The sequence below is a fragment of the Sphingobacterium lactis genome (assembly GCF_051951495.1).
GTDB classification, from domain to species: Bacteria; Bacteroidota; Bacteroidia; order Sphingobacteriales; family Sphingobacteriaceae; genus Sphingobacterium; species Sphingobacterium lactis_A.
The window spans coordinates 710,328-734,043 of the sequence record NZ_JBNHAS010000002.1 but is presented as its reverse complement, the minus strand read 5'-3'; the positions used below and the strand labels follow the sequence as shown (position 1 = coordinate 734,043).

22 protein-coding genes are annotated in these 23,716 nt (G+C 38.6%); 4 read left to right on the top strand and 18 right to left on the bottom strand.

What is annotated here, in order from left to right:
• Positions 1-26: 26 nt before the first annotated feature.
• The 15 genes from ACP6L2_RS10880 to mobA all read right to left on the bottom strand — a co-directional run bounded on the left by ACP6L2_RS10880 (position 27) and on the right by mobA (position 17,284).
• Entirely contained in the window at positions 27-599 is a 573-nt protein-coding gene (locus ACP6L2_RS10880) for a DUF3347 domain-containing protein (RefSeq protein WP_227694340.1), read from the bottom strand.
• A gap of 24 nt (positions 600-623) precedes the next feature.
• On the bottom strand, positions 624-1,049 hold the full coding sequence (locus ACP6L2_RS10875) for a hypothetical protein (protein WP_002993214.1): 426 nt from the start codon (positions 1,047-1,049) through the stop codon (positions 624-626).
• A gap of 9 nt (positions 1,050-1,058) precedes the next feature.
• Complete coding sequence (locus tag ACP6L2_RS10870) at positions 1,059-1,625, bottom strand: DUF3347 domain-containing protein (RefSeq protein ID WP_232046363.1); 567 nt, start codon at positions 1,623-1,625, stop codon at positions 1,059-1,061.
• A gap of 925 nt (positions 1,626-2,550) precedes the next feature.
• Entirely contained in the window at positions 2,551-4,584 is a 2,034-nt protein-coding gene (locus ACP6L2_RS10865; RefSeq protein WP_094258249.1) for a heavy metal translocating P-type ATPase, read from the bottom strand.
• Between the two features lie 5 nt (positions 4,585-4,589).
• Positions 4,590-5,390: a transglutaminase-like domain-containing protein gene (locus tag ACP6L2_RS10860; RefSeq protein WP_237219449.1), complete on the bottom strand. Its 801-nt coding sequence runs from the start codon at positions 5,388-5,390 to the stop codon at positions 4,590-4,592.
• Positions 5,357-5,779, bottom strand: coding sequence for a Fur family transcriptional regulator (locus ACP6L2_RS10855; protein ID WP_094258248.1), 423 nt, complete (start codon positions 5,777-5,779; stop codon positions 5,357-5,359). Before ACP6L2_RS10855 ends, ACP6L2_RS10860 begins: the two co-directional genes overlap by 34 nt.
• Positions 5,780-5,790: 11 nt before the next feature.
• Complete coding sequence (locus tag ACP6L2_RS10850; protein ID WP_440509208.1) at positions 5,791-6,990, bottom strand: efflux RND transporter periplasmic adaptor subunit; 1,200 nt, start codon at positions 6,988-6,990, stop codon at positions 5,791-5,793.
• A gap of 68 nt (positions 6,991-7,058) precedes the next feature.
• Positions 7,059-11,363 (bottom strand): CusA/CzcA family heavy metal efflux RND transporter, encoded by a 4,305-nt coding sequence (locus tag ACP6L2_RS10845; protein ID WP_237235625.1) that lies wholly within the window; start codon positions 11,361-11,363, stop codon positions 7,059-7,061.
• Positions 11,364-11,546: 183 nt separating this feature from the next.
• Complete coding sequence (locus ACP6L2_RS10840; protein ID WP_209023052.1) at positions 11,547-11,882, bottom strand: DUF6660 family protein; 336 nt, start codon at positions 11,880-11,882, stop codon at positions 11,547-11,549.
• Positions 11,883-12,087: 205 nt separating this feature from the next.
• Entirely contained in the window at positions 12,088-14,088 is a 2,001-nt protein-coding gene (gene mobC / locus ACP6L2_RS10835; protein WP_094258244.1) for a conjugal transfer protein MobC, read from the bottom strand.
• A 200-nt stretch (positions 14,089-14,288) separates the two neighbouring features.
• The gene (locus ACP6L2_RS10830) at positions 14,289-14,495 is read right to left on the bottom strand and encodes a GDCCVxC domain-containing (seleno)protein (RefSeq protein WP_002993202.1); all 207 of its coding nucleotides are present in this window, start codon (positions 14,493-14,495) and stop codon (positions 14,289-14,291) included.
• Between the two features lie 7 nt (positions 14,496-14,502).
• Entirely contained in the window at positions 14,503-15,096 is a 594-nt protein-coding gene (gene merTP / locus ACP6L2_RS10825) for a mercuric transport protein MerTP (RefSeq protein ID WP_002993200.1), read from the bottom strand.
• A complete protein-coding gene (locus ACP6L2_RS10820; protein WP_002993197.1) occupies positions 15,093-15,467 on the bottom strand; it encodes an ArsR/SmtB family transcription factor in 375 nt (124 codons plus the stop codon). Before ACP6L2_RS10820 ends, merTP begins: the two co-directional genes overlap by 4 nt.
• Before the next feature lie 96 nt (positions 15,468-15,563).
• The gene (gene mobB, locus ACP6L2_RS10815; RefSeq protein WP_440509204.1) at positions 15,564-16,844 is read right to left on the bottom strand and encodes a conjugal transfer protein MobB; all 1,281 of its coding nucleotides are present in this window, start codon (positions 16,842-16,844) and stop codon (positions 15,564-15,566) included.
• An 8-nt stretch (positions 16,845-16,852) separates the two neighbouring features.
• A complete protein-coding gene (gene mobA / locus ACP6L2_RS10810; protein WP_002993194.1) occupies positions 16,853-17,284 on the bottom strand; it encodes a conjugal transfer protein MobA in 432 nt (143 codons plus the stop codon).
• Positions 17,285-17,972: 688 nt separating this feature from the next.
• Here mobA and ACP6L2_RS10805 point away from each other — a divergent pair.
• Genes ACP6L2_RS10805 through ACP6L2_RS10795 form a run of 3 tightly spaced genes read left to right on the top strand, consistent with a single transcriptional unit; the run spans position 17,973 to position 19,788 of the window.
• Positions 17,973-18,740, top strand: a complete 768-nt coding sequence (locus tag ACP6L2_RS10805) for a ParA family protein (RefSeq protein ID WP_440509202.1) — start codon at positions 17,973-17,975, stop codon at positions 18,738-18,740.
• An 11-nt stretch (positions 18,741-18,751) separates the two neighbouring features.
• On the top strand, positions 18,752-19,150 hold the full coding sequence (locus ACP6L2_RS10800) for a DUF3408 domain-containing protein (RefSeq protein ID WP_002993187.1): 399 nt from the start codon (positions 18,752-18,754) through the stop codon (positions 19,148-19,150).
• A gap of 2 nt (positions 19,151-19,152) precedes the next feature.
• Positions 19,153-19,788, top strand: coding sequence for a hypothetical protein (locus ACP6L2_RS10795; RefSeq protein ID WP_002993186.1), 636 nt, complete (start codon positions 19,153-19,155; stop codon positions 19,786-19,788).
• A 60-nt stretch (positions 19,789-19,848) separates the two neighbouring features.
• Here ACP6L2_RS10795 and ACP6L2_RS10790 read toward each other — a convergent pair whose 3' ends face one another.
• The 3 genes from ACP6L2_RS10790 to ACP6L2_RS10780 form a co-directional block, all read right to left on the bottom strand.
• Complete coding sequence (locus tag ACP6L2_RS10790) at positions 19,849-20,643, bottom strand: cation transporter (protein ID WP_094280386.1); 795 nt, start codon at positions 20,641-20,643, stop codon at positions 19,849-19,851.
• A gap of 5 nt (positions 20,644-20,648) precedes the next feature.
• Positions 20,649-22,820 (bottom strand): TonB-dependent receptor, encoded by a 2,172-nt coding sequence (locus ACP6L2_RS10785; protein WP_094280385.1) that lies wholly within the window; start codon positions 22,818-22,820, stop codon positions 20,649-20,651.
• An 87-nt stretch (positions 22,821-22,907) separates the two neighbouring features.
• Entirely contained in the window at positions 22,908-23,219 is a 312-nt protein-coding gene (locus ACP6L2_RS10780; protein WP_002993183.1) for a hypothetical protein, read from the bottom strand.
• A 188-nt stretch (positions 23,220-23,407) separates the two neighbouring features.
• Here ACP6L2_RS10780 and ACP6L2_RS10775 point away from each other — a divergent pair, with 188 nt between their 5' ends.
• Complete coding sequence (locus tag ACP6L2_RS10775; RefSeq protein ID WP_002993181.1) at positions 23,408-23,713, top strand: DUF4134 domain-containing protein; 306 nt, start codon at positions 23,408-23,410, stop codon at positions 23,711-23,713.
• The last annotated feature ends 3 nt before the right edge of the window (positions 23,714-23,716 follow it).

Sequence of the window (23,716 nt, the reverse complement as noted above, 5' to 3'; positions counted from 1 at the left end):
TGAATTTCAAATCTTAATCAGCGTTTTTACTTCAGTTCTTCCTGAACTTCACCACATGTTAGCATATCTTCACCATAGTAAGGGTTTTTGACCTCTTTGCTATCGCTTAACCAATATGCTCCTTTGTTGTCATCGTACATCGAGCAAAAAATCTTGTACATGGGCTTTTCGGTGCCGAATTCTTTTGTTATATCATAAAAATCCTTGCTCAAGATCACTAAATGTTCTCTTTGATGAGCGATATTGCCTATGTTATCACCTATGTGCTCCGAATGTTCCTGAATATCAGCAGCGATGTCATCGAAGGTGCTTTTCTGTTCTGCACTAAAGCCCTCGGTATTAATCTTGGGGAGTGCTTCCAGCATGCCTTTAGCTGCATTTGCGGCTTCTTTATCATTATCGGAAGACAAAGCAAAAGTCAGGTGCTGGTAATGGGAAAAAAGTTCCGAAAAAGTTCCCTGGTCGCTTGCAGCGTTGCTTTCGTTGGATACCGTTGTTTCAGTATGGACGTCGCTTTCTGATTTTTTTTCAGAAGCGCCATTGCATGCTGCCAAGGTCAATACGGATGAGGCTAGTAAGCCTACAAATAAATGTTTCATTGTCATGATTTCTGTTTTTAATAATTAAAATTGATTTATGTAATTTGTATATGTAGTATTATTTTCAAAATATGATACTTCCCCGTTGTTGCCGGTAATTGCTATTATAGCAGTCGCTTTATCTATCTGCTTTTTGGAAAATGGATCTATGGCAACGCGTGTAGAAGGATCTTTTGGAATACGTTCTTTACACATCTGGCAACATCCGTAATATATTTTTCCTTCAAAATTTACCTCAAATTGTTTTTTGCCCATGTATTCATTGTTGACCATGCATACCTCTTCCGACGGAACTACATCGCCCATTTCAAAGGCATTGTGGTCACGGGTATTTGTATTTGAGCTTTTTGAAGTATATGTATTGTCTTGCACCTTTAGTGTAGGGTTATTGTTGCATGAACTAAATATGACTACAATAGAAGTAACGATCCCAATCAATAGACATCTCATAATGGCTGACTAATTTAATTTTTCAATAGTACTACCGCAGGTCAGCATTTTTGAACCGTAATACGGGTTTTTGATATCCGTACTTTTACTTAACCAAGTTGCACCTTTGCCATCGTTGTACATCGGGCAGTTTTGGTAGTACATAGTTGTTTTTTGCTTTGATGCGTTTGCCAATTCATAGACATTCTTAGAAAGTAGGGCAAATGCCCTCCGTTGCTTTACGACGTCTTTCGATTTCGAGATGTTTTCTGTGTTTAAAGACAGTTCCTTCATGACCTTCATCCATACGGTATGCTCTTTGGGAGAAAGTTCACCCATATCCACTGTTTTAATAACTGTGGCTAATTCAGTAGCATTTGAAGATGCTATATTTACATCTGCGTTTACCAAAGCATCTTTTATGGAAAAATACTTGTCAAATACGGCATGTAATTGTGATAAATTTTGTGATGGAATATTCTTTGCTTGAGCTGTTCCACCATGGTTGTGATGTTGCTCGTTCTGGTTTTGCGCAAAGCTGTTTGCTGCGGATAGTAATACGGTGATTACCATCAATATTTTTGATATTGATTTCATTTGGAACCTTATTAAGTATTAAAAATGGTAAATAATCAAAAGCCAGATCTGGCTTTTAATAAAACATGTATTGCGGATAGGTGCAAAATCAACCGATTTCGCACACCTATGGCTATACAGTACTAATTTAAATTATTTTAGGCGGTTGCCAAATGGAAGATTCCCCTGTAGAATAAAAGGGTTCTTTGTATAAAGGGTATGATTTTTTACTTTTAGAAAAAACAGGATTTTGAGCGTTCCTAAAAAATGGGGGTGTTGCAGAAAAACTATTAGAAGAGCTGTGGCAGGACGTAGGTCCACAATTTCCAGAGCATTCATTGCTCGTGTCATCCTTAGACTTACAGCAGTCTTTCTCACATTGATCTTCTGAATGATGCTGCTTGTTGGCACTGCAACATGACTTCTCCTTGATAACAATTTCTTTGGAATGCGATTTACACGCATAGGATTGCATTGGGATTATAAAAAAGCCCAATAAGCATATAATCATTAATATGTTTATCCTTTTTAACATGTAAAAAACAAAAAAACTATTGCAAAGATAATGGTATTTTTCAAACCGGTTCGTTTTTTTTGAAATAAATGGCAGATAAGTTTCTCTTATCCGCCATTTATTTTTATTCCATGAGCATTATAGTGTCAGTTACATTTCCTGCTAGCGTTCTTTTAAATCTTTCACTCAATAATATCGAATCAGAAATTCATTATTAATTTAACACTGATATTTCGTCCCATATTGAATACACCCATACGCCCGGTTACGGGGTTTTCAGAAGCATACTTCAACCTACTTAAATGGTTCTTACATCAACAAGGTTGTCGTCACTGATGTCCAAAGACATTAAGTCGCTTCGGTTGAATACCTTTATATATTTCTTTTTGCGTATTTTCTGTTTTCTTTTCAATACTTATAAATTGACGTCCTTTAAAATTTCATCCGCTGTATTCGTACCGCATTAAGAATAGCCAATAACGCCACGCCCACATCAGCAAAAACGGCTTCCCACATTGTAGCCAATCCACCTGCACCAAGCACCAATACAATTCCTTTTACCACAAATGCCAATGTGATATTTTGCCAAACGATTTTCTTTGTCTTTTTTCCAATATTGATTGCCATTGGGATTTTGCTCGGCTTATCGTCTTGTATGACCACATCTGCCGTTTCAATAGTGGCATCGCTTCCCAAACCGCCCATTGCGATACCTACGTCGCTCAACGCCACAACGGGAGCATCGTTCACGCCGTCGCCGACGAAAGCAACGCTTTCGCCCTTGGCTTTAATTTCTTTAACCCTGTTTACTTTATCTTCGGGCAATAAATCCCCAAAAGCATTATCTATCCCCAACTGCTCCGCTACATACTTTACCACTGTACTTTTATCTCCGCTAAGCATAGTTGCTTTCACATTGAGTTTATGCAATAAACGGATGGTTTTCTCTGCATCTTCTTTGATACTGTCGGCAATCGTAATGTAACCGACAAATTTGTTATCGTAAGCAACGGCAATGGTCGTATAAACGATGCTGTTCGGATCTAAGTCGTATTGTATTCCAAACTTGTTCATCAGCTTGAAATTTCCAACCAACAAGTCTTTACCATTTACGGTTGATTTCAGCCCGTGTCCAGCAATTTCCTCTGTATTTTCTAAGCGGATTGTATTATCCAGTTCCCCCACGTATTCGTGAATAGCTGTCGCTACGGGGTGCGTACTGTGGCTTTCCAATACATTGACCAATTGCAAAATTTCATCTTGATTGAACGCTTTGTCAAATACCACTTCTTGAACCTTGAAAACACCCTCTGTCATTGTACCCGTTTTATCCATTACCACATTTTGGATATTGGAAAGGCTATCTAAAAAGTTACTTCCTTTGAACAGTATTCCGTTTTTGCTCGCTGCTCCAATGCCACCGAAATAACCCAATGGAATACTGATTACTAAGGCACAAGGACAAGAAATAACTAAGAATACCAAAGCCCTGTACAACCAATCCCTAAACTCATAATCAGCTACGAAAAAGTAAGGCAGCACACAGATAGCGACCGCTAACAGTACCACTATAGGGGTATATATTTTCGCAAACTTGCGGATAAATAATTCCGTTGGTGCTTTTTGTGAAGTAGCATTTTGTACCAATTCCAAAATTTTACTCAACTTACTATCCATATATGCGGTTGTGACCTGCACTTGTGCAACGGTATTAAGGTTTATCATACCTGCCAAAACCGTTTCGCCTTTGGCTTTGGTGTCGGGTTTGCTTTCGCCTGTGAGTGCTGAGGTGTTGAACGATGCCGTTTCAGACAATAATTCTCCGTCCAAACCTAATTTTTCTCCCGGTTTCAATTGTATTATTTCGCCGATATTCACGGTTTCCGCCTTTACAGTTAGGGGTTGGTCGTTTCTTAAAACCGTTACCTCATCAGGTCTTTGGTCGAGCAATGATTTGATATTTGCTTTGGCTCTGGAAACCGCCATTGTCTGAAAAACTTCTCCAACAGCATAAAACAACATCACGGCAACGCCCTCGGGATATTCGCCAATGGCAAATGCCCCGATGGTGGCAATGCCCATTAAAAAGAACTCTGAAAAGATTTCCCCTTTTCTGATGCTTTTCACGGCATCTGTCAATACAGGAAACCCAACGGGAGCATACGCAACCACATACCAAATAATCCTTACCCAACCCGTAAACCATTGCTGTGGAAGCCAATGATCAAATGCTATGGCAGCAAGCAACAATACCAATGATATTATACTCGGCAAAAACATTTTAATTGGACTACTCTCACTATGGCTGTGGTCGTGTCCTTCATCATCGCCGTGGTCGTGTTGATGCTTTTCATTTACCAGCTCTTTTGCACCTGCTTCGGTGTAAATTTTTTCTTCCAGCGTGCAACAAGTCATTTTGCCTTGTGCATCATACGTATGCTTATGATTTTTGTCTGTATTTGTCATAGCCTTTAATTTTTTAGGTTCGTTACACTTTTATTTCTTATTATTTCTACGTTATTATTCATTATATACCTCACGATATACTGAAAAACAAATCGCTTTAACGCATTTAGCTTTTGCTGATGCTTAGAATAAAATTCATCGGGTGTATCAAAAACGCCAAAGTCCTGATTGATGCCCTTATCCTGAATAAACGTATTGTTGAGGTTCCATTCAATCGGTGGGTTCTCAAAATTATCGGTATAAACCCCGAAACCACAAAATGTGGTTTTGCAATCGCTGTTCTGCTCCTGCAATTTGGTGAGATAGGGTTTATCCAAAATCACACCTTCTAAAAAATACCACTGTTCATTTACCCATACTTCTACCCAGCTATGTAAGATGTTTTGAGGCGAAAGTTTGTACCAAATACCCGTAATAGCTCCTTTTTGCAAGGCTTTGTCAATGGTAAAACCGTGAATGCGGTTAGGTATTCCCGTTGCTCTTAATAACGTCATTAGCAAAGTCGCTTTGGTATTGCACTGTCCATAGCCATCCTGCAATATTTCTGATGCAGGTATATCGTCCGAAACATTGTAGCCAAATTTTATTTCATCCCTGACAAAATTGTAAATGGCTTTAACTCTTGAAACATTGCCCAAATCTTTCCACCCTCTTTGTTCCAATAGCTCTTGTATAGAAACGTTTGAGTAGTCAAGGATTTTTGTTTCTTTAAGATAGTTATCCATAACACATTTATATTTATGACAAAGATACACAGGAAGAGCCTGCAATGCTATTGCAAACTCTCCTTTAAACAGTTCTCGCAAATACCTTTACCAAATAGTTTTATTTCGTCAATACGGTAATTTTGGTTTCCATTCTGCGGTATTATAAAATCCTCCTTACAGGTTGTCTGTTTACAGATTTTACAATAGAAATGTAAGTGCCAATCTTTGTGTGTTTCTTCATCACACCCATCGTGACACAAAATATACTTAACGGTAGTGTTCTCCTGAATACTGTGTACAATGCCTTTTTCCTCGAAAGTTTTCAAAGTCCTGTAAATCGTAACCCTGTCTGCTTTATAGAAATGACTTTCGATTTCAGATAAGGACATCGCTGTCTGCTGTTGCTCCAAGAAATCATATACCAATATCCGCATACTGGTCGGATTGGTGTTCTTTGACAACAGCTTTTGTTCAATGCTTTTTTTCATTATATACCATTTTAGTGAGCGTGACCGTGTTCTCCGGTATCATTCATTTTTGCATTCACAAAAAACGCACCTTTTATCACGATATGTGTACCGTGTGGAATTTCATTTACAGGCGTTATCGCCGTGTAACCCAATTGAGAAGCACCTTTAACGACCTCCATTCTTGTAAATTGAGTTCCATTTTCCGAACCGTGGTCGTGAGCCTCATCTTCTTTATGGTCGTGCGGTTCTTCTTCCTGCTCCTTGACCAAAAAGATGTAATATTTCCCGTCTGCATTGACAACCGCTTCGTTGGGTACAGCCGTACTTAATACATCATCTAAACTTACATTTCCGGTTATGCTCATTCCGTCAATCAATCCTGTTTTATCTCCGGTAATTCTGCTGTGAACGGCAATGGTTTTGCTCTCTCCGCTAAAAGATGAACCTATACTATAAACTTCGGCAGAATGGGTCTTATTGGGGTTGTTGGTTACGACAAAATCTATTTTCTGACCTATTTTGATTAGGGGAATATCTTTTTCATAAACCTGTAAGTCCAAGTGCAATGCTGTGTTCTCTATTATTTCGGCAATAGGCGAAGACACATCTACATAGCTTCCGATTTTGGCAAAAACGTTACTTACCGTACCGCCTATCGGACTTGTAACGACCAACGAGGATTTAAGGCTGGAATTTGACAGGGAAGCCGGATTAATGCCCATCATTTGGATTTGTTGTTGTAACGATGCTTTTCGTGTTCTCAACGTGTTCAATTCAGATGTGGCACTTTGCAGGTTTTTCTTTGCACCTGCATTTCCCTCGTTCAGCTCTCTTTGTCTTGCAACTTCCTGCTCTGCAAATTCTATCCTGCTATTGATGCTTAGGTATTCTTCCTGTAATTGTATGAATTCCGGATTGGAAATAGTGGCGATGACCTGACCTTTTTTTACGAAATCGCCTATCTCCACATTGAGGGATTTGATAACGCCGCCAAACATTGAAGTTGCATTTGCCTTGTTGCTGTTGGGTACTCTCAATCCACCGTTGGCTTTCAATGTTGCGGACAATTGTTTCTGTTCAATCATCCCGATTTCGATACCTACAGCTTTTATCTGTTCATCGGTCAGTACCGCAACGTTTTCTTCTTCGTGTTCGTCCGTTGTTGCTGCTGCTTCGCTACCGTGATTATGTCCGTCGTCCTCCGTATGTTTATTTGTACAGGCGTTCAAAGCAAAGATTGCTACGAGGACAAAAACGCTGAAAACTATATTATTGATGATACGTTTCATATTTTGTATTATTTGCTGATTAATGAATGAATAAGCGTTACAGCCTCATTGATTTGCTGTATGCTCTTTAGATAATTAAGCTGAATATCGGTTGTTGTCTGCAAGGCAAAGAGGTACTCCACATAAGAAATATCTCCGGTACTGTACCCTAACTTTGCCGCATTGATGATTTCATCAGCATTCGGAAGTGCCTGCTCCTTGAAATAGGTAAACTGTGAAACATTCTGTTCATATTGTTTCAGGGCATTTGCCAACTCCGTTTTTAGCTGCTGTTGTTGCCATTGGGCATTCAGTTCCAATGATTGTTTTTGATAATCAAGGGAACGGATTTTCGCTCTGGTCGTAGTAAAGAGTGGAATGGTTATGCCTACATCAACAAAACTGAACCGCTGTCCTCTGCCGTAAAATTGTTCCACGCCGTTTCTACTGTGCATTCCTATCAGCGATATATTATTATAACCGAACGTAAAATCAGGCAGGCTGTTTGCCCGTTCCAACTTCTTGTTCTGTTCAGCGATTTTAGCCTCCTGATACAATAGCTGGATGCTTGGGTGGTTTTCAATAGCTGAACTGTCTATGAAAGAAGTCAAAAGTAATGGTTCATAGTCTGATTTGGGTTCAATGGCAAAATCTTCCTTTGTCTGCATCAGGTTTTTAAGATTCTGATAGGCATTTTGCCTGAAGACCTCATTTTGCTGGAGCAATATATTGATTTCCCCCTTTTTGGTAACAGCCGTACTGACTTCTATCCGCCCTATATCTCCTGTTTTATAACGCAGCTCCGCCACACGGATAAAGTCTGCATAAATACTATCCAAATACTTCAATACCGAAGCATTATGTTCCAGATACGCTAACTGATAATAATATGTTCTTACCTGCTTTCTTAGCTCATTTTCTGTCAGAGCCTTTGACCATTCCTGCCCTTTGACTTGCTCTTTGACAAGGTTTTTCTTTACCCCAAAAAGTGTTGGAAAGGGTATAGTCTGCGAAATTTGGAAACCGTCATTGTACTCAAATCCATCTGTATTCCCATATTGGAAATTTAAATCGGTTTTCGGTAGCTCATATGCTGTCTTACTCAAACTTTGGGTAGATTGAATCTCCAATTTTTTGGAACGGAGCTGAGGGTTATTTTCCATAGCTATTTCGATAGCTCTATCTACGTTTACAGGATTTTGTGCATTACTGGTTTGAGAAAAGCCTAAGAACGTAAACAGTAACAATATAGGTGTTATGGCTTTCATTTTATTATTTTTTGTAGGCTTATGATTTCTCATAAATACGAGGTATAGTAAAGGCAGTACGAATAACGTCAATGCCGTTGCTGACATCAATCCGCCGATAACGACCGTTGCCAACGGTTTTTGTACTTCTGCACCCGCACTTGTACTCAATGCCATCGGTAAGAAACCTAAACTTGCTACCGACGCTGTCATTAATACGGGTCTTAGTCTTGTTTTAGCCCCCTCGATAATTCTCGGGATAATCTCGTTCCAACCCTCTTTTTCCAATCTGTTGAATGTGGAAATCAGTACAATCCCGTTCAGAACAGCAACACCAAACAAAGCGATAAACCCTACACCTGCTGATATGCTGAATGGCATATCCCTCAACAATAGGGCAAACACACCTCCAATGGCACTCATCGGGATAGCTGTATAGACCAAAACGGCTTCCTTGAACGAATGAAACGTGAAGTACAATAAGATAAAAATCAAAAGCAGGGCGATAGGTACTGCAATCAGTAATCTGTCAGTAGCTTTTTGGAGGTTCTCAAACTGACCGCCATAGGTAAAATAATATCCTGTCGGTAGCTTAACCTGTTCAGCCAACTTATCCTGAATTTCTTCTACAACACTTGCTACATCCCGCCCTTGTACATTAAATCCGACATATATCCTTCGTTTTCCTCCTTCACGGCTGATTTGTGCAGGACCTAATTTATAGTCAATGTTGGCAACCTGCGAAAGTGGAACCTGCTCTCCGTTTGGAAGTGGAATAAACAGATTGCTCACATCCTCAATAGAACTGCGGTGTTCTTCATCAAGCCGTACCACCAAATCAAATCTACGCTCATTTTCATAAACCACGCCTGCTGATTTACCTGCAAACGCAGTACTGACAATATCGTTTATCTCCTGTACATTCAAGCCATAGTTGGCTATTCGGGTACGGTCGTATTCGATATTAATCTGTGGAAGACCTGCTATCCGTTCTACCTGCGGAGCGGTTGCACCCTCTACCGTTTGAATAATGGCATTGGCTTTATTGGCATAAATCAACAAACTGTCGAGGTTCTCTCCGAATATTTTCACAGCTACATCTTGCCTGATACCCGTCATCAGTTCATTAAACCTCATCTGTATCGGCTGGTTGGCTTCAAAGAATACACCGGGAATAACTTCGAGTTTCTCCATCATTTCATTGGAAAGTTCGTCATACGATTTCTTTGTTTTCCATTCGTCCTGTGGTTTAAGAATAATCATCAGGTCGGTCGCTTCGGGCGGCATCGGGTCTGTCGGTACTTCGGCAGCCCCCGTTTTTCCTACAACCATTTTTACTTCGTCAAACTCCTTGATTATCTTAGATGCCTGCATAGAGGTTTCCAGACTTTGGCTTAAGGATGTTCCTTGCGGCAAAATACAATGGAAAGCAAAATCGCCCTCGCCCAATGTTGGCAGGAACTCTCCGCCCATCCGTGAAAAAAGGAATATACTAATGGTAAAAAGTCCGACGGCAACCGCAATAATCACATATTTTATCCGAATGGCTTTTTCTAACAAAGGCTTATAAACCCCTTGAAGATAGTCCATCATTTTGTCTGAAAAATTCCTTTTGGTAATCGGTTTTTTAGACAGACACAAGGCACTCATCATCGGGATATAGGTAAAGGACAAAATCAAAGCTCCCAAAATGGCGAAACTTACGGTCTGCGCCATTGGCGTAAACATTTTTCCTTCTATGCCGACCAAAGTAAGGATAGGAATATAAACAATGAGGATAATGATTTCTCCAAATGCTGCACTCGTACGGATTTTTCTTGCAGATTCATACACCTCCTCGTCCATTTCTGCCTGCGTAAGTTTTTGAGTGGATTTCCGTAAGCCCAAATGGTGCATTGTGGCTTCAACAACGATCAGCGAACCGTCCACTATCAATCCGAAATCAATAGCTCCCAAACTCATCAGGTTGGCACTTACGCCAAATAACCTCATCATTCCCAATGCAAAAAGCATTGATAACGGTATAGCTGATGCGACGATTAAACCTGCCCTGAAATTCCCTAAGAAGATAATCAATACAAATATTACGATTAATGCACCTTCAATTAGGTTTTTTTCGACAGTACTTATCGCTCTATCTACCAGGTTCATTCTATCCAAATAAGGTTCTATGACCACATCATCGGGTAGAGATTGTTGGATAACCGGTATTTTTTCTTTGATGTTTTTTACGACCGTAGCAGTGTTTTCTCCCTTGAGCATCATTACAATACCTCCCACAGCATCTACTTCGCCGTTATAGGTCATTGCTCCGTATCGGGTAGCGTGACCAAATTGTACTTTTGCTACATCTTTGATGAATACCGGAACACTTTCCGTATTTTTAACAACAATATTACCTACATCTTCCAGTGAAGTGACTAAACCAATTCCCCGAATGAAGTATGCATTGGGTTTCTTATCAATATAAGCGCCTCCGGTATTTTGGTTGTTGTTTTCGAGTGCAGTAAAAATATCGGAGATACTGACGTCCATCGCTTTGATGCGGTTAGGGTCAACGGATACCTCGTATTGTTTGAGCAGACCGCCGAAACTATTAACTTCTGCAATTCCCGGAGTACCGTAAAGTTGTCTGGCGACAATCCAATCCTGCATTGTCCGTAAATCCATTGCAGAATATTTATCTTCGCTTCCTTGTTTGGGATGGAGAATGTATTGGTACACTTCGCCAAGACCTGTACTGACAGGAGCAAGTTCAGGCGTTCCAACTCCATCAGGTATCTGGTCTTGTGCTTCTTTCAGCTGTTGGCTTACCAACTGTCTTGCAAAATAAATATCGACATTGTCTTGAAACACTACGGTTACAACAGATAGTCCAAACCTCGAAACACTTCTTATTTCTTCTACTTTGGGAAGATTGACGATACTTTGCTCTACAGGAAATGTAACCAGTTGCTCCACCTCCTGTCCTGCTAATGTTGGTGACAGGGTAATAATCTGAACCTGATTGTTTGTAATGTCAGGTTGGGCATCAATGGGGATTTTCGTGGCACTCCATACCCCCCAAATGATGAGTAATAAGGTCATTAATCCTATAATGAACTTATTCTCTATAGAGAATTTTATAATGTTATTTAACACTTTTTGTGATGATTAATGATGGATAAATAATGATAAAATCATAATGATTATGTTTTTAGGGAATATAAATACCCTAAAAACCAAGCTAACGCTGTTAGCATTAAGCTGTAATCATTTAAACATTAAAAATTATGCATTAATCTTTGGCGGTTGCCAAATTTCTCCCAGATAGAGGGATATAAAGATAGATTTATAGTAAACTTTGGCCTTAGACAAGTCAAAGGTCTTCTTAACTAAGTTATATACATTCCATTGAAGCACTATGCCCGACACCATTCCACAACAACCGCATAAACAAAACGGACTGCACATATCAGGTTTTTCCTGATGGTCGTGGCTTGCTTTATGGGCTAATTCTTCTGAATGGTTATGGTTTTGAAAACTCTCCTTTTCATACATATCGGTACAAGGCATTAAAAATACCGCCATCATATAAATTGCCAATATGGAAAAAAAGACTTTCATATTCTTTTGCAAAGTTAGTAAAAAAGTAATGCAATGGCATTGCATTGTTTTGAATAATTACTATTTTATATAATATCCTTTTTCATTCTGAATATTTGTTTTACATACTGTTCAAAACAATATTGGCGACACTCCATACTAAATTTAAGAAGAAGTATCGCCAATATTTTTTAGTCTATACTAAAAATTTCCACTTGTACCTTTATTACTCTTGCTGTATCAAATGCTGTAAGTTCGGGTCATTCTTAATCCGTTCCATTTCACTTTCGACGATATGCAGAATATCTGATTTTATCTGACGGTAATTGCTTTCAATTTCCTGCTTCATTTTATCCTCGCCTTGCTCATCTACAAAGGATAGGATTTGCGGTATCTTTTGATAGGCTTTTGTTTCGGCGGCTACCTTTTCATTATCGACCACGATTTCTGCGTGAAATATCTTTTGTTCGATACGATCGTCAAAATTATCCGATACAGAACCGACAAACATACCCTGCGTTAAGGTTGAAATTTTGGAAGCCGGAATAAGGCTGTCTAATTGTGTAGAAATAGAAGTTGATTTATCATTACGGTTTATCGTCATACTTTGACGTTTCTGTAATACTTTTCCAAAACGTTCCGAAAGGCTTTTTGCCGTTTCTCCTACAACCTGTCCACTGAATACATTACCTACGGTGTTTTGAATAACTTTAGCTTCTTTATCGCCGTAATCACGTATCAACTGCGAAAAGTCCTGAAAGCCCAAGCACACAGCCACCTTATTACTTCTCGCCGTTGCGATAAGATTGTCCAACCCTCTAAAATAAATCGTGGGCAACTCATCTATAATAACCGAACTCTTTAATTGTCCTTTCTTATTGATGAGCTTGACAATTCGGGAGTTGTACAAGCCCAAAGCTGCGGAGTAGATATTTTGACGGTCGGGATTGTTACCCACGCACAAAATCTTCGGCTCGTTCGGGTTGTTGATGTCCAATGAAAAATCATCGCCTGTCATAACCCAATACAACTGCGGTGATATCATTCGTGACAAAGGGATTTTAGCCGATGCAATTTGTCCCTGCAACTGGTCTTGTGCTCCGCCTTGCCAAGCATCCATAAATGGTGAAAGATAGTTTTCCAAATCAGGATACGAAGTTAAAATGGTAAATACATCCGAATACTTTTTATTCAGCAATTCAATGGCGTGTGGAAAGGTGCAATACTTACCATTCTCGTAAATTTTTAAAAACCAGATGATAGCCGCTAAAAGAATAATTGGAGATTCGACAAAGAAATCTCCTTGTTTTTGTATCCAGCTTCTGTTGAGGTTCAACATAATCGTGTAAGCGGCTTCGTAAGCATCGGATATGTCAGTCATAAAATCTGGATTGAGCGGATTGCAACGATGGCTCTTGCGTGGATCGTCAAAGTTGATGACGTAGAACTTTGGTTTTATTTCGTACTTATCCTGATGTTTCAATAAATGATTATAAGCAATAGTAGAAAGGTCGTCAAACTTGAAATCGTAGATATACATCGAAAAACCTTTTTCAATTTGTTGCTTGATATAATTGTTAACGACGGCATACGATTTACCAGAACCCGGAGTCCCCAAAACAATCGTTGCTCTGAAAGGATTTACGATATTGATCCAGCCCTTGTGTTCCTTTTTATTGTACCAAAATTTAGTAGGCAGGTTTACGGAATATTCATTTTCCATCAATTTGGTTTCCTGCATAAAACTTTCGTTCTCCATATTGAAAACATCATCCATCAGGTTGTTTTTCAATAACCTGCTTATCCAAACCCCAGCCATCAGCAAAGCAATATAACCTAGTCCGATAGTCAGTATATAAAAGAATGTGCCAATGATGGGCGACAACTTTAACAGTGGTGTATTCAGAAAGAAAAGCAAAAAACCAATTCCCAAAGCCACGTAAATCTTTGACCAGGTTATCTTCTCGTTCTTCACGCCTTTGGTTCCCAAACAGCTTAAAGCCAATAACACGATTGCAAATACTTTGGTATATAAAGTATGCGAAAACAAACCGGCTGTTCGGTCAAAATTCCCTAATATTTTATTGATTACTTCTAGTGTCCAGCCACGTTCCATAAAGAAACCATAACAAAACCAATAAAGATGCATCAGTACTAATAGAATACTAACTGCTCTCATAAAAGCCATTATTTTGGCTAAACCTCTTAAATCGTCTTCTCCTTGCATTATTTTTAATTTTAATGTTCGGGCGTGAATTTAAAGACTATAAAGATTGGCTTTGGAAAAGTGGTAGTGGATGGCGGTGAGTGGCAGGGTTCGGCTGGGTCTAAGAGGTATAGCTTCTATACCCCTTTTATATAGTAATATTTATAGGTAGTAAAATAAAAATACTTTAGTTATATCGACCTTCTTTTGTTTTATACCCGTTAGCAACATTTTTTGTTTTGCTGAATAGGTGGACAAGGAACATTTCCATAACTACAATAAACACAACAGTCGCCTTGCTTTGGTTTAAGAACATGTTTGCACTTTTCACATTCGTAAAAATATTGGCAAGCATCTGTCGGCATTGTTTCTTCTTTCTTGTGTCCGCAGTTGGGGCAAGTGATTATTGATTGCAATTTGATTTCCATTTTAATTTTAATTTTTCGCGGTTACAGAATACCCTGTTGAGTTTATTGCTTTTTCAATTTCAGAAATATTTGTTTTCGAGTTGTCAAACTCTACGATTGTATTTCCATTTTCATAAGAAGCTTTTAGATTGACAATCCCTATCAATTTATTCACTTCGTGATTTATGTGTTCTTCACAACTTGCACAAGTCATTCCGCTAATCGTAAATTCTACTTTTTCAATATTGGATTTGTCCACTATTATGATTTGCTTTTCTGTCTTTGGGTAGAAAACACTTGAATAATATGGAAAAGCAAGCATTACTATTGCAAATGATGTTACAATTCCTAAAAACGTTTTCGACTGAATGAATTTTGGTTTTTCTGCTGTTTCACAATTGCAATCAATTTGCTTTTTAGGCTTTAACTTTTGATACCAAGCAAAACCAAGAACCAAAATTGTCAAACCGATAAAATACGGTCTGAAAGATTCAAGCCAAGAAAAAGTGGAGGCAAGTCCGCTTGTTCCTGCAATGAGAGCCAAAACTGGTGTAACGCAACAAAGTGAAGCTGCAATTGCAGTCAAAAGTCCTGCGCCGATAAGTTTGTTGTTTGTTTTCATATTGCTTCTATGACTTTGTTTTCATCAAGTATTTTAAAAAACGGTTTTAGCAATTTTTCATATTCCTTGGTCAATGAATAAAAAATAGTTTGGGCCTCCCTGTCTGTTTCTACTAGATTACGGTCTTTAAGTTTTCGTAAATGTTGTGAAACTGCCGAGATTGTCATTCCAAGAACGTCGCTTATATCGCAAACACAAAGTCGTTTTTCTTCGTAAAGTAGGAAGAGAATTTTAAGTCTTACGGTATTTCCTGCCAATTCAAGCCCATTCGATAAATAATCAAACGAATCGTTAAGCTCTAAAACCCGGTCTTTACAGCGGTTTATTTGTTCAATGTCTGCTTGTTGACGTATACAAGAATTATTACCCATAGTGCAAATATAGTTAATTCGTTTATTTAAGCAAATGCTAAAATACAATTTAACAAATCGTTTTAAAAGCAGATTTTAATTCCAAAAGATGACTTACTATAGTCTTCTTTTCTTTTTCTTCATCCTATTAGCAAAATCCTGTTCCTCGTAATCTTCCCCCTGTGCTTCAGGTATGAGCAAACCTCCAAAGGCTTCTATCAAACCGTCTTCGTGTTTTTCAGTATTTAAGAAGTCGAACAAATGATGTGGTTCTTCCGCAGGTAAATCCTCCGTATCAGTCGGTTTGGACAATTTTGGTAGGGGTGCAACTGCCTCTTTAATCTCCGCTTTGATATTATTGTTCCAATAATCATTAAAGGTATTGGCAGAAAGTTCTTTTGCCAATCGTGAACCGTTCCAAACGCTTTTAGAGTTGTGGTCAATGAACGACATACCGTAAATTCGTCCGGTATCGTTTCTGCGTATCACTACATTGATACCTTGCTCGCCTAACTGTTTTTTAAAGCTCAATTCGTCAACCGTTGATTGCAGGGCAATGGTAACGGCTGATTTTAAAGTCTGTTTGGTTGCGGTATCTTTCAGGGTTGTTTTGCATTTCGCAAAATGCAATTCCAAAGCCGGAAGCCCTGCGTTCTTTCCGAAAAACGAAGCCTTGAACGGATGTCCTGCTTTTTCGCCTTTCTCATTCAATGGAATGTACAATAAACCCTGCTGTGCCTTTCCGTGTAATTCTCCCTCCACTTTCTCGGTGGTAATATTGAACAGGGAAAGCAAAGCATTGTATTCTCCCAAAGTTTGGTATTGATAATAGTTCGGCAAGTGGCGAATGACCGAAGCAATCTGACTTTTTATATCACTTGCCCGATAATCCACCGGACGAAAAACCTTATCATTGTGATTACGTTCTTTGTCCGTTGCGGGTATCAGACCGTGTTTTCTTTCCAGTTCACGGCATACACTCATAGACCGCATTTTCTCAAAACTATCCGAAATTTTCACGCCCTGTTCGTCCACGCAGACCGATACGATATGGATATGACTACGGTCAATATCGGTATGTTTGAAGACCACAAAAGGCTGTTCGCCGTAACCCATTTCACGCATATATTCTTCCGCCATTTCCCTAAACTTATCATCATCTACATTATCCTTGGGATCAGGATTGAGCGAAATATGCAACGTATGTTTCTCGGTATTGCGGTTGGCGATGAGATAAGGAGCAAAAGATTGGGCTAATTGTGCTACGGAATAATGTCCGTTAGCAGTTTCAATTATCTTATTGGCGAACAAAATTTGTCCATTTTCGTTCTCCACTTTGAGCTGATTATATGCCAAGGCTCCGTATAAATTTGCGCTTCTACCAATTTTCGCAATCATTTCTGCTGTTATTTTTTCAGATATTTTACATCAAATTCTTCCGTTATCTGGACAATTTCTTTAAACAAGGCGGTCATTTCAGCCGTATGTTTTTCCAATTTATAGAGATATGCTGCTGCCTTTTTCTCCGAAAAGTTCTTATACAATAGCTTTACGACCTGATTATAATTCACGCCAATAGATCGAAATTGACTGTGAAACGAAGTCAATCGCATATAAAAATCAATTGTTCCTTTGTCTATTTTAACAGATTTTATCGTCTTATCGAAGATGCAAGAGGTTATAAAATGTGCCTTAACCTGCATACCGGACTTTTCAAATAAGTCAAGAAAACGGGCATGCTCTTCCTCATTAAAGGAAATCGTGTACCGGATTTTAGCGGGATCGTTTTTTAGAGGACGCCCGCCCTTTTTTAACTGCTTTCTGCTGTTTTCATTCATCACTAATCCATTTTTAATTCATACAAAACGCCGACTTCGGAGGACGTTTTCTGCCCCCGGCAGGGCAAGTTGTTTTGAGCATCGGAAATCTTTTCGAGATGCTCAAAACACAACTTGCCGTGTTCTGGTGAACACAAAAATCCGCCCTTCGGGACGGATTAAATGTAGCAGGGATAAACGGCTTGATGCCGTTCTGCTTTTGTCCAGTTCCTCAAGATGCCTTTGCATAAATCTGTTAATAAAATTCTATATACAAAGTAAGACACTACTTATGAGAGCATCACAATCAGACACATAGCCAAACACTGCCTTTGGGTGCCAAAGATTACCACCCATCAATAACGAGCCGATTCAATCGCTTTATTTGCCGTATAGTTTTAGTGCAGGTAATAAAAAATGTAATGAGGATAAAAAATAAATTGGGTTTTAGTACAGAAATTTTGGAATAAAAGCATAGGGTTTTAAAAACATAAAACTGTAAAAGCATAAAAGCGGTAAAGCAATTTACAAGTTGTAAGGTTTTCCAGTTGCTAAAAATGATTACCCACCAAGCGGTAATAAAAGCAAATAACAATCAAGAAAATTTCCAAAAGGGGAATACAGGCATATAGGAAATAGGTACTATTTAAATAAACCAATATTCAAACCTGCCAAACAAATAAAATGTGTAACAATAAATCTTTAAATAATGGAAACAAAAAAGAAAACTTTAAAAATTAGTTTTTCAACGCCTAAAGGCGGTGTTGGAAAATCTACTATGACCGCATTACTTTCAAGTGTATTGCATTATCGTTTAGCTTTTAATGTCCTTGTAATGGATTGTGATTTCCCACAACACAGCTTAGCCAATATGAGGGAAAGGGATTTGAAAACTATTATGCAGAATGATTACCACAAAAGAGCTGCAATGAAGTTGTATCAAAGTATCAATAAAAAAGCATATCCGATTATCAGTTGTAAACCGGAGGATGCCTTGTCAAAGGCTTTAGAATACGTAAATCAATCTGCAATAGAGCCTGATATAACTTTTTTTGATCTTCCCGGAACAGCTAATACAAAAGGTGTGCTCACGACCTTAAGAACAATGGATTTTATTTTTTCTCCAATTAGTGCTGACCGTCTAGTTATGGAAAGTACACTGAGCTTTACTAAAGCATTCCTTGGCTTGCCCGAAACGGAGGAGAGTAATGAAGATCAGAAAATGTGGATGTTTTGGAATCAGGTAGATGGTCGAGAGAAAACAGGAATATACGAGGCTTATCAAAGCGTTATTAACGAACTCGATTTATCTGTGATGAATTCTCGGATAATGGATAGTAAACGTTTCAGAAAAGAGACGGACGATACACCGAACAGTGTATTTCGGTCAAGTCTGTTACCTGCCGAACCTCAACTAATGAAAGTAACGAGACTGAATTTATTTATTGAAGAATTTTTAAAAATTGTTAATCTCTAAAATAGTTAAGTATGTCAACAGATAAGAGAAGAAAAGATTTTGATAAGCCCGATGTTGATGAAGAATTAATCATGAATATCATGAGTGGTAATCAATCTGTTACTATACCCGAAGTTATTCAACAACAGAAAATACAGAAGGAAACAAAACCAAAAGCCCGCAATAGCTCCCTAAAGAAGGTGGATTATGAGGAGACATTTCTGGTCAATCGTTTTCCTTCAGGTCGAAACGGAAAGGTCGTTTACATTCGTCCAGAATATCACGAAAGGTTGTTACGTATAGTACAATTAACAAGAGAAGAAAAGACTACACTCTATTCTTATATCGACAACATTCTTGAACACCATTTTAGAGAGTACGGGGACGATATTACAGATTATTTCAACGAACGTTTTAAACCAATTTTATAGTTATGGAAATTGTAATAGTAATATGCCTGCTGATCGTCATTGTCCTGCTTTTGCAGGATAAGATTATCATTAAGAAAAGGTCAAAACAAAAACCTCCGCAAAAGAAAGTCAATCCGGATCTGCCCGATATTATGGGACAGCCCAAACCCGTAGAACGCCTTTCAGTGCCAAACACTGCCAATGAACGCCAGATTGAGGAACCAGAGGTAAATCCCGATAATTTAGACATTGAATACGACGAAAATGAAAACAGGAGTATTCAGATTCCGCAGGAAGAGCTGGATGAAGTTTTTAGCAATCAACCTGATTTTGAAGAAGAGGAAGAAGAATGGAACAGGTACGGAATATCTGGTGGCGATAATGGTTTTGCCCAAGGGGTTACCTTTGAAGAACTAAGCTCCGTGGGGATGTTGCTTCAGCAAGAAAAACTGGAGTCATCTCAAAAGGAAACAGCGATAGCAATCGTTCAGAAAATACAGGGAACCGAATTATTTAGTCTGCTGGAAAATTCTATAGCGGGTGCATCCAGTAAAATTGCCAAGCTATTGGATAGCTCACTCTCATCTGAAACGGAAATCAGTTCTTCCACTTTGCGGAACAATGATTTAGATGATTTTGATATTGGGGAGTTTGTCTGAAACGGAATTATTTTAATTGAGCCTGAAAAACTAAATTTCAGGCTCAACTTATTTTTACATTTACTTTGCCAACTTCAATATTCTGTAAGCCCCTCTTGCTACAATTACAAATACAATAGCTCCAATAATCAAATCTGGATAACTTGAATTGAGCCAATTAACTAAAAGACCAGCAACAATAACTCCCGAATTGATAATGACATCATTTGATGTGAATATCATCGAAGCCTGCATATGCGCTTCTTTACTTTTGTTCTTTTGTAAAAGATAAAGGCAAAATACGTTTGCAATCAATGCTAAAACTGAAACGACAATCATTGTCTTGAAATCGGGCATAGCTTCAATTCCCATACAACGTCTGATTACTTCAACGAAACCTATAATAGCCAGTAAGACTTGGAAGTATCCTGCAAATCTGGCGATGTTGTTTTTTAAAGCGATTGTTCCACCCACGGCGATTAATGCCAATGCGTAAACGACACTGTCGGCAAGCATATCCAAACTATCGGCTACCAACCCCATTGAGCCTGAAAAAACACCGAATAACATTTCCAATCCAAAGAACAGGAAGTTGATAATCAATACGATCCAAAGTAATTTCCGTTGCTTGTTGCTTGTATCTGTTTCAACAACGAAATTACTTTTTTCGGTTGAAACCAATGTCGTATTTAGATTCAGTGTTCCCAGAGCCAAAAAAATTGGCTCTGGGTTTCCATCGTGATAAACGTCTAATTTTCTATTGGCTATATCGAATTCCAATCCTTTTACCGTATCAAAGTCTTGCAGTTTCATACGGATTAATTGCTCCTCGCTTGGGCAATCCATTTTAGTTATATTGAATATGGTTTTTTCCATTTATTTTAAAGCTTAAATTTTATTCCTCCGTTAATCACAAATCCGTCCAAAGGTGCATAATTGTCTTTAAAAACTGGATTGGTTATTGTTCCTGTATAAATGCTGTCAAAGCGTGTTTGTCGGGTGTCGAGGAAGTTTTCAAAGTTGATGTACAGAGAAAATCTTTCCCAAATCTTTTCAGCCATAAATCCAGTAATAAAGTAATCTTTGCCCGTAGTTCCATTATTCAGTTTTTGGCGACTGAAATAATAGGCTTCCAGACCAATTTTCCATTTGTCTTCTATTTCATACATCAGGATGGAATTAATGCGGTGTTTTGGTGTTAAAGGGCTTTCTACAGTCGTTCCATTATGGTGTAATCGGGCATCTGTATAGGTATAACCCAAAAACAATTTCAGGTCATCATAACCAATTTTAATATTGGTTTCTGTTCCTTTGGTATGGATGTAGCCAGGAGAATTAACAAACTGATACAGATTTGCCGAGGAGTTTTCAAGTAACAAGGGATTATCCAAATAGGTGTAAAAGAACAATTGATTTATGCTAAATGACCAATCTTCCCCAATGTAGGTGCGGTAATTGATGTCTGCATTTGCTCCATAACTTTTTTCCAATTTATTGGTCTTGTCGTCAATGGGCATTACATTTTGATATTGTAGGCGTTCGCTTTCTTCCGTAAAAATGGTAGGTGTTTTATAGCCAAATCCACCACCAACTCGTGAAGTTAAGCCCTCGGCAATGTGGAATAGAGCCGAAACTCTCGGTAAGAATACCACCCCATAATCCACAACATAATCCGTTCTAAAACCTGTTTCCAATTGAAACCAATCCGTAGCATTAAAAGAATTTTGTACAAAAGCACCGAATGTAGTCTGATTATAATCTCTCAACGGAGATGCCATAATCTGCTTTTCTTTGAAATTATCCGTCCAAATATTAATACCTGTGACCCATTCCGATTTTTCAGTACTGTTGGTGTAGTTGGCTTCGGTAAAACTTGCTGTTTGTGTTCCCTCAAACTTATAGTTTGGAATGGTAGTATTTCGGTTAAAATAACTTACACTATTTTTGACTTGAACAGTACTGTTTTCATTGATGATATGGTCGAAAATAAATTGTGTGGAATAGCGTTGTGTTTTATTTTCCTCAAAATATTGGTTTGTATTATCTCCATTTCCTTTGATGTAAAGCATATCACCTCCCAAACGGCTCTCGATCGTTGTGTTGATACCGAAGTTCAGTTTCGTCTTTTCATTGAAATAAACGAAGAGCTTCGGATTCAGTACATAGCGTTCGAATTGTGGAATAGCGGATAGTCCGTTCTTAGCAGGATCATAAGCTGCGTTACGGTTATGGGAAGCAAATATAGTTGTTCCAATTTTATTAAACCTTTGTCCATAAAAGCCGTTTATATCCAAACCCCTGCCGGATGTTCCATTGAGGTGAAAACCTAAATCTCTCTCATAGGTCGGCGTTTTGGAAATCAGATTGACCAGTCCAGCTATTGCTCCGCCTCCATATAGTGTAGATGTAGAGCCTTTGATGACTTCTACTTGTTTGAGGTCAAGTGGTGGTATCTGTAACAAACCCAATCCACTTGAAGCACCTGAATAAATGGGGAAACCGTCTTTCAGGATTTGTGTATATCTTCCATCAAGTCCCTGAATACGAATACTTGCATTGGCACTGGTAGGCGAAGTGGTTTGTACGTGAATACCTGTGCTTTCCGCTAAAAGCATACGAATATCTCCCGGTTTCATGTTCCCTTTTTCGCCCAGTTCTTCACTTCCAATAAATTCAATACGGGTAGGGATATTTTGTATACTCCTTGTGCTTCTTGTGGATGAAATGACAACTTCCTCTAACTCCTCTGAACTTTCTTTGAGTAAGATTTCAATAGGACTGTTGTCAGCTAATGGAAATTCCAATGTATCTATATAGTCGTTAAAACCGATATAGCTAAAATGTATTTCCTGTATCCCATCAGGAATATTTTCTATTATGATGAGACCGTTTTCGTTTGATGTAGCGGCAAGCGAGGTTCCTTTTATAGATGCTGTCACTCCAATCAAAAGATTTTTGTTTTCACTGTTTCTAATAACAGCATTTAAAATGTTTTGTGCAAATACACAGAGATTTAGTGTCATAAAAAATGACACAAAGACTATTTTTTTCATTGTATAAAAAAACATTAATGTTTGAAAAATGAGAATTGACGGTTTGTAGCACCGTAATCTGTTATTGTGCCGAAGACACTAAAAACATTAATTAATCTTAGGGGGTTGCCAAATGGAAGAGAGGAAGTCTGAAACAGCTGACGCTGTTATTACACCTAATTTCTTTTTAGGTTGTTGGACATAATTGGATGTTAAAGCATAAAAGGAAGTAATTACAAATCCAGTACAGGTATTGCATTTAGAAAAAGGCGAGCAACATTCCATACCGCAATCGTCGCTATCTTGTTCTTGACTATTTGTTGTTTGATTCACTAGGTCAAAACATTTATCTTCCATAAAGCTTGGCAAGGTCGATAAGACCAAAACCATTAATGCTAATATGTACGACAAGGATTTCATTTTACGAAGATAGTAAAAACCTCTCTCTTCCTGTCAACACCTCTCTATTTTCTTTAGCAATTCAGCCACCCACAGCCAAACAATTCCTCTCACTGCCACTTTGTTATCACGCCTTGATTTCTAAAACACCTTTGTCCCGAAAGTCCGCAAGGTGCGGGATAACAGTAACAAATTAATGTGTTTCAATTATGAAAAAACAAAGTAAAAAAGTTTTGCTGGCAGCCGTAGCAATGCTGTCAGGAATGGGTGCGTTCGCACAGGGAAACGGGTCGGCAGGTATCAACGAGGCTACCCAAATGGTAACGTCTTATTTCGACCCTGCCACCCAACTCATTTATGCGATTGGGGCGGTTGTCGGCTTAATCGGAGGTGTTAAGGTGTACAACAAATTCAGCTCGGGCGACCCCGACACATCGAAGACGGCGGCTTCGTGGTTCGGTGCGTGTATCTTCCTGATTGTTGCGGCTACTATCCTGCGTTCATTCTTCCTGTAAACC